This is a genomic window from Shewanella halotolerans, from assembly GCF_019457535.1.
GTDB lineage: Bacteria > Pseudomonadota > Gammaproteobacteria > Enterobacterales > Shewanellaceae > Shewanella > Shewanella halotolerans.
Map to the genome: position 1 here is coordinate 3,131,472 of NZ_CP080417.1, position 13,596 is coordinate 3,145,067.

At 52.6% G+C, this 13,596-nt stretch carries 14 protein-coding genes; 6 read left to right on the top strand and 8 right to left on the bottom strand.

Annotation, left to right across the window (positions count from 1 at the left end; genetic code table 11):
- Position 1: 1 nt before the first annotated feature.
- From hisS to rlmN, 5 genes are all read right to left on the bottom strand, one after another.
- Positions 2-1,273, bottom strand: coding sequence for a histidine--tRNA ligase (hisS, locus tag K0H81_RS13595; protein ID WP_220058668.1), 1,272 nt, complete (start codon positions 1,271-1,273; stop codon positions 2-4).
- A gap of 153 nt (positions 1,274-1,426) precedes the next feature.
- Complete coding sequence (ispG, locus tag K0H81_RS13600) at positions 1,427-2,542, bottom strand: flavodoxin-dependent (E)-4-hydroxy-3-methylbut-2-enyl-diphosphate synthase (protein WP_144203471.1); 1,116 nt, start codon at positions 2,540-2,542, stop codon at positions 1,427-1,429.
- Between the two features lie 19 nt (positions 2,543-2,561).
- Complete coding sequence (locus tag K0H81_RS13605; protein WP_220058669.1) at positions 2,562-3,557, bottom strand: RodZ domain-containing protein; 996 nt, start codon at positions 3,555-3,557, stop codon at positions 2,562-2,564.
- The gene (gene pilW / locus K0H81_RS13610; protein ID WP_011865090.1) at positions 3,557-4,345 is read right to left on the bottom strand and encodes a type IV pilus biogenesis/stability protein PilW; all 789 of its coding nucleotides are present in this window, start codon (positions 4,343-4,345) and stop codon (positions 3,557-3,559) included. Before pilW ends, K0H81_RS13605 begins: the two co-directional genes overlap by 1 nt.
- A gap of 32 nt (positions 4,346-4,377) precedes the next feature.
- Positions 4,378-5,499, bottom strand: a complete 1,122-nt coding sequence (gene rlmN / locus K0H81_RS13615) for a dual-specificity RNA methyltransferase RlmN (protein WP_144203467.1) — start codon at positions 5,497-5,499, stop codon at positions 4,378-4,380.
- Positions 5,500-5,644: 145 nt separating this feature from the next.
- On the opposite strand from rlmN, the gene K0H81_RS13620 reads away from it, so the two are divergent.
- Positions 5,645-6,778 (top strand): CNNM domain-containing protein, encoded by a 1,134-nt coding sequence (locus K0H81_RS13620; RefSeq protein WP_220058670.1) that lies wholly within the window; start codon positions 5,645-5,647, stop codon positions 6,776-6,778.
- A gap of 131 nt (positions 6,779-6,909) precedes the next feature.
- Complete coding sequence (locus K0H81_RS13625) at positions 6,910-8,670, top strand: bifunctional metallophosphatase/5'-nucleotidase (RefSeq protein WP_220058671.1); 1,761 nt, start codon at positions 6,910-6,912, stop codon at positions 8,668-8,670.
- A 182-nt stretch (positions 8,671-8,852) separates the two neighbouring features.
- Here the strand turns inward: K0H81_RS13625 and K0H81_RS13630 are convergent, their stop codons facing one another.
- The 3 genes from K0H81_RS13630 to K0H81_RS13640 all read right to left on the bottom strand — a co-directional run bounded on the left by K0H81_RS13630 (position 8,853) and on the right by K0H81_RS13640 (position 10,244).
- Positions 8,853-9,353, bottom strand: coding sequence for a GNAT family N-acetyltransferase (locus K0H81_RS13630; RefSeq protein WP_220058672.1), 501 nt, complete (start codon positions 9,351-9,353; stop codon positions 8,853-8,855).
- Positions 9,354-9,589: 236 nt separating this feature from the next.
- Positions 9,590-9,892 (bottom strand): hypothetical protein, encoded by a 303-nt coding sequence (locus K0H81_RS13635; protein ID WP_011865085.1) that lies wholly within the window; start codon positions 9,890-9,892, stop codon positions 9,590-9,592.
- Positions 9,893-10,019: 127 nt separating this feature from the next.
- Entirely contained in the window at positions 10,020-10,244 is a 225-nt protein-coding gene (locus K0H81_RS13640) for a DUF3820 family protein (protein ID WP_011865084.1), read from the bottom strand.
- 618 nt (positions 10,245-10,862) lie between these two features.
- Between K0H81_RS13640 and K0H81_RS13645 the strand changes: the two genes are divergently transcribed.
- From K0H81_RS13645 to K0H81_RS13660, 4 genes are all read left to right on the top strand, one after another.
- Entirely contained in the window at positions 10,863-11,606 is a 744-nt protein-coding gene (locus tag K0H81_RS13645; RefSeq protein WP_011865083.1) for an AAA family ATPase, read from the top strand.
- Complete coding sequence (locus K0H81_RS13650; RefSeq protein ID WP_144203457.1) at positions 11,566-11,991, top strand: CopG family transcriptional regulator; 426 nt, start codon at positions 11,566-11,568, stop codon at positions 11,989-11,991. Before K0H81_RS13645 ends, K0H81_RS13650 begins: the two co-directional genes overlap by 41 nt.
- Positions 11,992-12,272: 281 nt before the next feature.
- The gene (locus tag K0H81_RS13655) at positions 12,273-13,097 is read left to right on the top strand and encodes a M90 family metallopeptidase (protein ID WP_220058673.1); all 825 of its coding nucleotides are present in this window, start codon (positions 12,273-12,275) and stop codon (positions 13,095-13,097) included.
- 23 nt (positions 13,098-13,120) lie between these two features.
- On the top strand, positions 13,121-13,594 hold the full coding sequence (locus K0H81_RS13660; protein ID WP_220058674.1) for a nuclear transport factor 2 family protein: 474 nt from the start codon (positions 13,121-13,123) through the stop codon (positions 13,592-13,594).
- Positions 13,595-13,596: the final 2 nt, after the last annotated feature.

Genomic DNA, 13,596 nt, shown 5'->3' on the forward strand with positions numbered 1-13,596 from the left:
TTTAAATCAGTTCTGCAACGTAAGCTGCTAACGAATCCTGTGCAACCAATTCTTGTTCTTTCTCTTCACGCAGATATTTAAGCGCCACCTGACCATTGGCCAGTTCAGTCTCGCCGATCACTATGGCAAGTTTGGCGCCGCTCTTATCGGCACGTTTCATCTGCTTCTTAAAGTTACCGCCGCCGCAGTGACTCATCACCTTAAGGCCGTCTACTTCACGTAACTGCTGCGCTACCTTGATGGCCGCCACACGGCAATCATCGCCCATGGCCGTAACATACACATCCACCGGGCCGGATACATCGTCGGTCAGCGCCAGTGTCTCCAGCATCAATACGATGCGCTCGAGTCCCATTGCGAAACCTACCGCCGGGGTGTCTTTGCCACCCAGCTGACCGACCAGGCCGTCGTAACGACCACCGGCCAACACGGTTCCCTGGGCACCTAGGCTGTCGGTGACCCACTCGAATACGGTGCGGTTATAGTAATCTAAACCGCGCACCAGACGAGGGTTAATTTCGTATTGGATGCCAACGGTTTCAAGTAGTTCACACAAATGTGCAAAATGGCCGCGACTTTCTTCGCCAAGGTAATCCATCAGTGCCGGAGCATCACCCAGCAGCGCCTGCACATCTGGGTTCTTGCTGTCGAGCACACGTAGCGGATTTGAATACATGCGGCGCTGGCTGTCTTCGTCCAGCTTCTCCTTATGCTGCTCTAGGAAGGCGACCAGGGCGTCACGGTAGGCCGCGCGCTCATCGGCATCCCCCAGGGTGTTCAGCTCCAGCTTCACATGCTTGCTAATGCCTAGCTTCTGCCACAGGCGATGGGACATCATCAGCACTTCGGCGTCGATATCGGCCGAGGCGATGCCATAGACCTCGACACCGAACTGGTTAAATTGACGGTAGCGCCCCTTCTGTGGACGCTCGTGACGGAACATGGGACCCATGTACCACAGGCGCTGCTCTTGATTGTAAAGCAGGCCATGCTCGTTACCCGCACGCACGGTAGAGGCTGTGCCTTCAGGGCGCAGCGTCAGCAGATCGCCATTGCGATCGGCAAAGGTATACATCTCTTTCTCGACGATATCTGTCACTTCGCCGATGGAACGTTTGAACAGGTCGGTACTCTCTACGATAGGAGTGCGGATCTCGCTGTAACCATAGGCCGCAACGGTATCACGCAACACTGCTTCTAGTTTTTGCCATAGCGGGCTCTGGGTCGGCAGAATATCGTTCATTCCGCGAATCGCTTGAATCTGTTTTGCCACTGTATCAACTCGTCCGAAATTTAGCTGTAAAAAATAAAAAAGCGCCTCGCATTATAGGCGCATCAACAATAAACGCAAAACCGGCGCGGCGCGCCAGTGAGCTGCGCCACAAACGGGGCTAAAAGCCCCATCTTCTGCGCAGCAAACAAAGGGTTATTCCGTGATATCGGTAGTCGGAATACGCGCGTCGACGCTGGCGACCTTGGCGCGGATCTTCGCCTCGAGCTGATCGACGATATGCTCATTGTCGAAACGCTCTTTCTGGCGCACGCCATCATCATAGTAGCCGCTCTTACGATTACCGCCGGTCAGGCCAATATCCGATACCAGGGCTTCGCCCGGACCATTGACCACACAACCTATGATGGAGACATCCATAGGAGTCACCACATCTTCCAGGCGACGCTCAAGCTCGTTCACTGTGGCTATCACATCGAACTCCTGACGCGAGCAAGATGGGCAGGCGATGAAGTTGATGCCGCGCGAGCGAATACGCAGGGATTTGAGGATGTCGAAACCGACCTTGATCTCCTCAACGGGATCGGCAGCCAGCGAGATACGCAGGGTGTCGCCAATCCCCTCGGCCAGCAACATGCCAAGGCCAACGGCCGACTTCACGGCGCCGGCGCGGGCGCCACCGGCCTCGGTGATCCCAAGGTGCAGCGGCTGCTGAATCTGTTTGGCCAGCAGGCGGTAGGACTCTACCGCCAGGAAGACGTCTGATGCCTTCACACTCACCTTAAACTGGTCGAAATTGAGTCTGTCGAGAATATCCACATGGCGCATGGCCGATTCCAGCAAGGCCTGCGGCGTCGGCTCCTTGTACTTGTCCATCAGATCTTTCTCTAATGAACCACCGTTAACACCGATACGGATGGGAATATTCTTGTCGCGGGCACACTCCACCACGCTGCGGATGCGCTCTTCGTTGCCTATGTTGCCCGGGTTGATACGCAGACAATCCACGCCATATTCCGCCACTTTCAGGGCGATACGGTAATCGAAATGGATATCGGCAACCAGGGGGATCTTAGTCTGCTGCTTGATCACCTTGAACGCCTCGGCGGCATCCATGGTGGGCACAGAGACACGTACGATATCGGCGCCGACATTTTCCAGTGCGCGGATCTGAGCCACCGTGGCCTCCACATCTGTGGTGCGGGTGTTGGTCATAGATTGCACGGCGATTGGCGCGCCATCACCGATGGGCACATCGCCCACATAGATGCGTGTCGAAGGGCGGCGAATGATTGGGGACTCGTTGTACATCTTAATTCACTCTTTTACTTCAAAGATTGACGGCGCTACCGACCGTCAGTCTGGCAACTCGGCCACTGGGATACTTGGCCAAATCAACTTGTTCACCATTGAGACGCATGGTCAGCGACTGAGGCGCCCCCAATATAACCTTAAACGGCGCCTGACCAAAGACATTCATCTCTTTGCCTGCCAGCTTGAGGCCATTGACCAGCACCTTGCCGTCGGCATCGGTCACCTTTATCCAGCAATCACCGCTCAGACTCAGAGCCAACACGGCATCGTCCGCGCTCTTAAGGGGTTCATCTGCTTGGGAATTTGGGTTAGTCACTTCCAGCGCTACGCCAGTCTCAGCTGTCGAGCCAGCCTCGGATGCCAGGTTTTCAGCCTGTTCGCCTGTCGGCTGTGCACTGGTAGATTGCTCCGCCATTGTTTGATCAGTCACAGCTTGATCAGGCGCAGCTTGCTCTCTTGGCATCTCGATACCTGTGCCTGCCTGTGGGTCTTGAGCTAGCATAGGCTCAGACGAGGCCGCCAGGGTCGAGAGCTCTGCAGTTTCTTCCACCGACGGCTTGGAAAGGTCTAGATCGGCCACCATGGCGGACTTTTGTACCCACCAGAGTACCAGCAGGGCCAACAAGACGAAGATGATGAGATATGTCACCAGCATCAGGCGGCCGTCTCTGGCCTGGCGCGTCGTCTTGCGGGAGAAGCTCTGCATGGTGGGCGCGCTGACCACGGGAAAGCTTTCGGCCAGGTAGGCATCCACCTTGGCCATCTCCAGCCCCAGGATACGGGCATAATTCTTCACATAGCCTTTGACATAGGTCGCCGACGCTATGTTGTCATAGTTGTCCGCCTCGAGATCTTGAACAATCGATGGGCGCAGATTGAGTTGCTCGGCCACGCTGGCTAAAGTCATCTGGCGCGACTCACGCGCCGCCTTTAACCACTGGCCCAGTGTTTCACCGGTTTCCTTTGGTTTCTCAGCATCATCCTTGAGCATATCGATTTGATTATCAGTCATTAGTGCATGCTTGCTCTATATTGCTTGGCCTCATTAGAAGCGGGAAACTTAGCCAGGAGAAGAATGCCAAATTTTCTCATCGCTTCAGGGTCATTTAGGCCTTGCTCAATTTTAATTCCCAACGCCAAACTCTGAGCCGATTCGGGCACTACTCTATGGTAACGCGCCAAGCCTTTCTTGGCGGCGGAGTAGTTCCCCAGATCCAACTCGATCTCAGACAGTTCTAATAGGGAGTTGGCACGACGCGGGTCATAATTAAGTGCCATCTCGAAGTAGCGTTGTGCTTTTTGCAGGTCACCCGACTTGCGGCTACAGATCCCCAGGTTCTCATAGCTGGAGGCCGAACGGGTGTATTTGGGCATTTTTACCGCCCGAAGAAACATCTCTTCGGCTTGATCGTACTTTGCCTGCTGGCAGAGGAACACACCGAAGTTATTCATGGAGTCGCCGCTGGCATCGCTGGCATTGATGGCGTTACGATATGCCTTCTCGGTCAGTTCTAATTCACCAACCGATTGATAGTAATAGGCTAATGCCACGTGTACATCTTCGATGTTAGGCGCAAACTCGAGCGCCTTATCCAGGTTGTACTTGGCTTGTTCGCTGTTGCCTTTCTGCAGATAGGTCAGACCCAGCTGCACCCGTTGGCGGGCGGCAGAAACATTGTCGAAGGTACGCTCTTGAACGGGCACATCTGTGCCACTGTAAGTTCTTTCAGTCACGCATCCTGACATCAGTGCCGAAGTCAGGATGACTAACAGGGTCAGTGTTGGCTTTTTGCTTAACATTCGCAAGCCTATCTAGTAGCAGATACAATAAGTTAGTTTATTGTGACTGAAATCTGACTATCTTGCATGCGTTTTTTCGCTAAACGTTTGGTTCGGTCGCGAATATCTCCGGCTAACTGGCCACAGGCCGCGTCAATATCGTCTCCGCGAGTCTTACGAACGATCACCGTCAGACCATATTCCATCAGCACCTTAGAGAATCTGTCGATACGTGAGTTCGATGAACGCCCGTATGGCGACCCAGGATAAGGGTTAAAAGGGATCAGGTTGATCTTACAAGGGGTATCCTTCATCAACTTGGCCAGCTCATGAGCCTGATCTGTGCTGTCGTTGATATGATCAAGCATCACATATTCCAGGGTCACGCGGCCGCGGTTGGCGTTGGACTTGGCCAGGTAACGACGGATCGCCGCCAGGAACTCCTGCAGCGGATACTTCTTGTTGACCGGTACCAGCACATCACGCAGCTCATCGTTTGGCGCGTGAATACTTACCGCCAGCGCCACATCCAGGTTATCACCTAAGATATCCAGCGCAGGCACCACGCCCGAGGTAGAGACGGTCACCCGGCGCTTAGAGAGGCTGAAGCCGAAGTCATCGAGCATGATGTCGATAGCCGGCATGACGTTTTTCAGGTTCAGCAGCGGCTCACCCATGCCCATCATCACCACGTTGGAGATAGGACGCTCGCCGGTCTCTTTCTGGAAACCGAGGAAGTGGGATACACGCCAGATCTGGCCGACAATCTCTGACACGGTAAGGTTACGGTTAAAGCCCTGCTGGGCGGTCGAGCAGAAGGTACACTCAAGGGCGCAACCAACCTGAGAAGAGACACACAGGGTGGCACGGTCCTCTTCTGGGATGTAGACGGTTTCGACTTCTTGACCATTACCCACGTTGATGGCGAACTTGATGGTGCCATCGGCAGACTTCTGGTAGCTGGAGATCTCGGGCGCCACCACCTCACAACGCGCGGCCAGTTTGGCACGTAACACCTTGTTGATGTTGGTCATTTGCTCGAAGTCACTGACGCCAAAATGATAAAGCCACTTCATCAATTGATCGGCACGAAATGGCTTTTCACCCATCTCGGTAAATAGCGCTCTCAACCCCTTACGATCGAGATCCAATAAATTGATCTTTTTTTCACTCATTTTGACTAACCTCAACACCAAAACCTGCCACAGGGCGGCGAATTATACAGATATCAATAAATTTTAGCCAGTAAGGAAATAGACTATGCTAGAATCCCTCCCAAGCTAATATTGGCTTGCTACCTGGAGTTGTTTTACCTCCCCCATGATAACCCTTATTGTTATTGTCTTTGTCGCTATCGGGATCTCTTTTCTCTGTAGTGTATTCGAAGCCGTGCTTCTGTCTGTTACCCCTAGCTTTATCGCGAACCTGAAAGAAACCCATCCCGCGGCGGCCGAACGTTTGAGCCACCAGAAGGAGAATGTGGAATCGCCACTGGTCTCTATCTTGACCCTGAACACTATCGCCCATACCGTGGGTGCCGCCGTTGCCGGTGCGCAGGCCGCAAAGGTGTTTGGCGATGAGATGCTGGGTGTCTTCTCGGGCGTACTGACCTTCTTGATCCTCTTCTTCTCCGAGATTATCCCTAAGACACTGGGTGCAAACTACTGGCGCAGCCTGGCTCCAAGTGTATCGCTGGTGCTTCTATGGATGGAGCGCATCACTAAGCCGCTGATCTGGATGTCACAGCAGGTGACTCGCAAGCTGGGTAAGGGCGACGATGGCCAATACATTCGCCAGGAGATGAGCGCCATGGCTAAGATAGGCCATGAATCGGGCGAGCTGGACGAGCAGGAATCTATGATTCTAACGCAGATGTTGTCGGTCAAGGAGATGCCGGTTACCGCCATCATGACGCCGAGAACCGTGATGTTCAGCGTGCCAGCGACCATGACCCAGACCGAGTTTGCCAAGCTGCATAAGAAGAGCCCCTTTACCCGTATCCCGGTGTTCGATGGCGATCGCGACAATATTCTGGGTTATGTCAACCGCAACACTATCTTGTTGTCGGAGCGGGACACGCCTCAGGCGCCTATCTCGGCGGTGCGCCGTAACCTGGTTATCGTGCCGGAAACGGCCAAGATCTTGCCACTGTTCCAGCTGATGATTAAGCGCAACACCAAGATCGCCATGGTGGTGGACGAATACGGCAGTGGCCTAGGCATAGTCACCCTGGAGGATATCATCGAGTCCCTGCTGGGCCTTGAGATTGTCGACAGCAACGACCCTGTGACCGACATGCAGCAACTAGCGAGACGCCTGTGGAAACGCCGCATGACTCATAAGGGGATACGCATCTCGGATGAGGGCTCGTCAGAAGACGACGAAGCGCCGAAGAGCGAGCCGCAAGAGGCCAGCGTCTCTGAGACAGAACCTCTGGATAAGGTGAGCAAGTAACTTGAATAAGTAACTCACTCAGCTAGCTCATGTGAGTAGCTTAAGAAAAGTTAACAAAGGGAAGCGAATGCTTCCCTTTTTCATTTAACCCCCGCTGAGGTATACTTGCCCGCCTCACAGATGGAGCCTACATGACCAACAGATATCCGCTCAAGCTTGCACACATCAACGACACCCACTCTCACTTCGATCCTTCACGCGTTCAATTTCTGCTCACCCATGAGCAACAAAGTTATGAGGTCTATAGCCACAGCGGTGGTTATGCCAGGATCGACTATCAGGTGCAGCAGGCGCGTCAGCAAGCGGCAGATGCCGGGCAAGATTTTCTGTTTCTGCATGGGGGCGACAGCTTTCAGGGCACCCTCTATTTCAATCAGTTTAAGGGGGTGGCCAACGCCGATCTGCTCAACCGTCTCGCACCAGATGCCATGGTGCTGGGTAACCATGAGATAGACGCAGGCAATCAACCGGTAAAACGGTTTCTCGATACCATTAACTTTCCTCTGCTCGCCGGCAACATGGATCTCAGCTTGGAAGATCCCTTAAAGCAAGATAGACTCGCCGGGCACCCCAAGCTATTTGATTATATTCCCGAGCGCCAGATGGCCAAGGTGCTGCTAAAGCCCCTAGGCGACAAGCAGATCGCCATCATAGGGATCACCCTGGATCAGATGAAAGAGATCGCCAGGCCAGATGAAGATACCCACTTTGCCAACGCCATAGCGACCACAGCCAACACGGTAGCCAAGTTAAAGGCCGACGGTATAGATCATATCTTGGTGCTAAGCCATCTAGGTTGGGATAAAGATAAAGAATTAGCCCGAGAAGTCCCCGGCATCAGTCTAATCGTCGGCGGTCACTCACATACCCTGCAGGGCGACTTTAGCGCTATCGGCATCAACGCCCTACCCTATGGCTACCGCGTGGAAGACACGCCTGTTTTACATGCAGGCAAGTACGCCGAAACCCTCGGGCTGTGCGACATTGAATTTGACGACAAGGGGCGTGTTACAAAGCTTGCCGGACACAACTACTTCATGCTCGATGAGCATCTGATCATCGAAGGGGAGCAAGAGGTCACCGCCGCTACCTACAACGCGCTGAAGCAGCAGCTCATGTCGCATCCTGGCGTGCTGTGGAATGAGGGATTGTGGGATGAGGAGCTAAGCGAGATTAATCAGGTGATTGCCCAGCGCTATCGCCCGGCCATCGACGCCCTGGAGCATCAGGTGCTGGGATTTGTGCCAAAAAACTTGATCCACACCCGCCTGCCCAGCAAGGCGCTGCCCCATGGCAGCGAAATCGCCCCCTGGGTCTGCAAGAGTATCTATCATGAGACCCGCAGGCTCGATCTTCAAGTGGACTTTGCCCTGCACAATGCCGGCGGCGTCAGGCAGTCCCTCAACAAGGGCACAGTGACCATGGCCGACGTGCTAGGGCGCCTGCTGCCCTTCGCCCTACCCCTGGTGAAATATCGCATCTTGGGCCGCTACCTGTATCAGACCCTGGAGTCGGCCATCAATTCGGCCACCAACAACAGCATTACCGGCACGGGCGCCGGCAGCTTCCCCTACACCTATGGCCTCAAATATTGTTATGACGGTAGGCAGCCGCTGGGCACCCGCATCCTCCAATTGGAGATCTTGACCGAAATTGCCGGCGAGATGCAGTGGCACAGCGTGATGCCTGACCGCATGTATAGCGGGGTATCCTCGGCCTACACAGCGTCGGGCAAGGAAGGCTATCAGGACCTGCTCAGAGCCGAGCAACAGGAATCCATTGAGGCGCTCACCCTGCCCCAGGCCTTCATCCTCTACATGCAGCGCGAAGAGGGGCTCCACGGCATCATGCCGCCCCATGTTTTGTATACCAGTCACCTGGAAGGCCTGTAGCTCGGTTCAAATCAGAATTAAGTTAGGCCTGAAAACTCGGGGACGTTATTAGGTTTATTTAACTGGCTTGTCTCAGTGCATAGCAAGGCTAATGCAGAAAGGCCATATAGGGAGATTAAGTAGAGAGACTAAGTAGACAGACTTAAGTAGGGAGACCTAAATAGGAGAGCTATTTAGCTGGGCTAGGCCTGAGACTTCACCAGATAGTAGGCCATAAATATTTGGCCTGCCTTTTCCTGATATCGCTTGTGGCGCAGAGTAAACCCCTCGGCCAAAAACAGTGGCCGCGACAGGCTAGAGGCATCGACGCTCAGCTCGAGCATCCCCTGCGCCGCCGACCATGACACAAGCTGGCGTAGCAGCTGACGCGCTATCCCCTGCCCCTGATATTCAGGGTGCACATAGAGACTGTCGATATATCCTCTTGAGGCATAGTGAGTCTCCACATTGATAAAACCGACGCAGCGGGGTAACCCGCTAATTAGGCTTTCTGTGTCAACGGCTAACCAGGCCTGTGAGCGGGTCAGGCGTTTATGCCAGTGATAGCCAGAGCGCGGTGCCCTGGACCAGGCGCACTTTTGCACCTCACTGTAATGAGTCTCGTCAATCGCCCGCACCGCCAGATGATAGACCTCACTGACCTGAGTGCTATATCCCTTACGGTAGGGAATTATCTTAATCATCGCCTAATCAAATCTCGCAGAGTGGCTTTTGCCAAGAGATACTGGCCGAATGACATTGGCTGAGTGACATTGGCCACTACCAATCCTTTGCCACCACTTTTAGCAAACTGGCTAGTCGTAAATTGCAGCTTATATTAGTCGCCCATCAGGCAAAAAAATAGTGCCGATAACATGTTAGCGGCACTATCTATTATGTTTAGACTCTTATGTTGAATCAGGCCGCATGGCCATCCGAGTTACTTCTTGTCGATGCGACCCACAAATAGCAGTTCGTCAAAGGTGCGATTAAGCGTCTTGCTGGTAAAGTCATTCATCCACATCTGCTCTTGAACGACAACTACGTCACCTTTTTTCACCTCTGCCTGAGGTCCAGCCGCCCAGAAGGTCTTGTCGGCTTCTTTGATCTGAACATAGGTGTAACCGCCACCGTTCATGGTATCGACCACTGTGCCCTGATGCACTACACCAGCCGCCCAAGCACTCGAGATCCCCAGGGCTAAGGTGGCCGCAGCGGCTAAACGAACTAATTTAGTTATCATTGTCATTCCTTAAGTGTTTGCCTTTAACCCCTGCATTAAAACATGGCCTTTGCCATAAATCTCTACCCGGCGTACCTAAAACAGCATTCAATGAATCAGTTTTAGATCAAGCTCTCATTCCCGAGTTTTATCCTTGAGTGCGCGGAACTAATAACGGCTTGAGCATGCCTTCGAGGCCATTGAGCTTCACCTCATAGATGAGCGCCAGCTGCTGCCCCAACTTGCCCTCAGGAAAGCCTTTACTGTGAAACCAGACTAAATAAGGCTCTGGCAGCTCGAGTAAGCGTAATCCGGCATATTTACCAAAGGGCATTTTTTGATTAATCGCCTCGATTAAGGCCTGTTGATCCATCTTAACTATCCTAACTTAACTATCCTAAATGGCTATCGGAAGGTGTCCTGGGCCCAGCTTACGTGACCTCTGGCGCCAAACCAAGGGACATTAAGTAAAAAGTGCCTTGGATAAAAAGGAGCTTGCTATAACTAGCAGTAACACTTGTTCATTTCCCGCGCGCCGCCTTGAAACATAAGGTAAATTTCCCCAGAGGCAAGCAAACCGAGTTCAAAGTTTTAGTCATTACACATATAACATTTAGAAATATAAAAATTAAATATACAAACCTTTTGAAATATAAGTAAGATGAAAGTCTTACACTTTTAAGGCATAGGCATGACAAACCAGGCAATAAAACCAACAATTAAAAAGTAACCTCATGTTTTAAAACATATTATTCGCAAGACTTTATCCCTCAAGCACTTAGCGTCAAATATCTGCCAAATAGGCCAAAACGTCAACTTAATGACAAACGCCATAATCAAAAAAAACGTCAATTTTCATGTAGTTGACCAACAATTAATTAACACCTAAATTGGAGTCATGCCCAAACAGGTGAGGTCGCGAGACAGCAGTACATCACTTGGGAACCTAACAACAAACATCGGCAATCATTGGCAGTCGAGAGGAAATAGAATGATCATTTTAGTTGGCGGTGAAAAAGGCGGTAGCGGAAAGAGCTGTTTAGCCCAAAACATAGCGGTATTTCTCACAGTAGAATGCGGCGCGTCGGTCATCATGGTCGATTGTGATCCCCAGCGGACCACCTCTGACTGGATTCAAGCTCGTAACAACAATGGTACCCTGGCCAGCATCAACTGCGTACAGCTCTACGGCAAGATACGCAACGATCTGCTCAGTCTAGAGCAACACTATGACTATGTCATCGTCGACTGTGGCGGTCAGGATAACCTGGCACTTCGCGCCACCATGTCGGTTGCCTCCCATGTGTTGATGCCACTGCGTCCTAAGCGCAGAGACTTGAAAACCGTCAGCCACATGGATGATATCGTCGCTACCTGTATGATGATTAACCCTAAGATGCGCGCATCTTTCGTGATCACTCAATGCCCTAGCCTACCAAACCAGGCTAACCGCATCTTTGAGGCGAAAGAGGTGTGTAAGACTTACGACATCAACGTGCTCGACGCCATCACCTACAGCCGAAACATTTATGATGACAGCGAAGAATCGGGTCTGTCTGTCATGGAAACTCAGCCAAAAGGCAAGGCCGCCGAGGAGATCCGCAGCATCGCCTGTGAAATGCTGCAAGCTTCGAGTGCTACAGAAATTCGCAATCGTCTCGCCGAAAAACAGATGGATAAGTTAAGGGGTAACTATGGGTCTGGCCGATCTCAAGAAAAGCTCTACGCAGTCTAGTGCCGCGAGACAAAACCGTAAGCTGCTGAATATTTCGCTCGATGCCTTGATCGATGATTTCATCGAGGATGCGACACACTATGCCGCCGGGCATCCCAGCAATGTGCAGCAGATGGCCGAGGTTATCGCCTTAGAGACGGGCTTCGATGGTGATTTTCTAAATCGCCACGCATCTCAGGCCGCCCCTAAGGTGGTGCCGAAGGGCACTGGGCCCTATCGCAAGGCGACCTTTACCCTGAGCGAGTCTGCCATCGCGCACCTCGCCGAACTAGCCAGCGGCTGCGATGTGGCTAAGTCGAAATTGATCCGTTTTCTCATCGAGCACCATTACTCGTTATCGGAAAGCGAACGGCAACAAAAGGAACAATCCATCATAGTCGATTAAATTAGTCGAATAAATTAGTCGACTAAAACTAGTCGATTGAGTTAGCGATAGCATTAATCGATAAGCTATATCCCCAGACGCGCTGGGCTCATCATCACCCAGCGCGTCGCCATTTTCGCCCCGTCTCCCTAACCTTTCTGGCAGCGACAGATTTCAGTTTCCGAACTTACGGGCTGCCAGCTTTTTTTCTCCACACCTTTTTTCTCCACGCTTTTTTCTGGCCCTAAGATTGAATTTGCAGCAAGCAACACCATATCTTGCTATATCATAGGGAGATTTTTATGTTAGCCATCTTTATTCTTGCGCTGGTCAGTTGCGCCGCCATAGGTTACATACTGTTTAAGCCAAGGTATGTCAGGTATCGCCGCGCGCAGATCGCCAAGCGGCCCTTTCCTGCCAGTTGGCGCGCCATACTCAAGCGCCGTATGCCCTATTTTCGTGCCCTACCGAGCGACCTGCAACTACAGCTCAAGCGTCACATCCAGATCTTCATTGCCGAGAAGCAGTTCGTCGGCTGCCAGGGGATAGAGATTGATGATGAGATCCGGGTAACCATCGCCGCCCAGGCTTGTCTGTTACTGCTCAATCGTGACACGGACTACTACCCTAAGCTGAAACAGATCTTGGTCTACCCTAGCCTGTTTATCGTCAGTCAGACTCAGCAAAATGGCGATGGCACCTTCTGGGAGCGCAAAAACATACTCTCTGGCGAGTCCTGGGAATTTGGCAAGGTGGTGCTCTCCTGGCATACCACCAAGGAAGACGCAGCCCAGCCCTATGATGGCCACAACGTAGTGATCCACGAGTTTGCCCACCAGCTGGATCAGGAAGATGGCCACTCCAATGGTGCGCCCATCTTAGCCGATGCCAACGACTATCATTCTTGGTCTACCGTCATGGCGCAGGAGTTCACGAAGCTGCGCGAAGACGCCAAGTGGCATCAACCCAGCCTGTTTAACTATTACGGCGCCACCAACGAGGCCGAGTTCTTCGCGGTGATCACCGAGACCTTCTTCGAACGCCCCCATGAATTTTACCAGCAGCATCAGGCCCTCTATCAACAGATGAGTCATTTTTTCAAGCTAGATCCGGTAAACTGGCATTAACGACACGAAAAAGGAGTTTTACCATGACCGTCAGACATCCCATGCTGACTTGGCTTTTGGCAGCCAGCGCCCTACTGCTGAGCGGCATTTGCCGGGCCGAGATCCCGCTAGAGGCGACTCAGACCTTAGACAAGCTACACGGCTACGCCGCCAGTGCCGATTGGGACAACTACTTCGCCCTCTATACTGAGGATGCCCACTTTATCGGTACCGATGCCACAGAAAACTGGAACATGCAGGAATTTTCCGCCTATGCCCGCCCGACAAAGGGCTGGCACTACACCCTGGTTTCCAGACAGCTCCAGCAACACGGCGACGTGATAGTCTTCGATGAGCACTTAAGCAGTAAGTCCTACGGCAACTGCCGCGGCACAGGCACTCTGGTACTGAGCCCACAAGGCTGGAAGATATTGCAATACCACCTGAGTTTTCCTATCCCCAACGCCATGGCCAAGCGGATCACGGCGCAGATTAGCGCCGCGAGTAAGGAAGAGTAGAG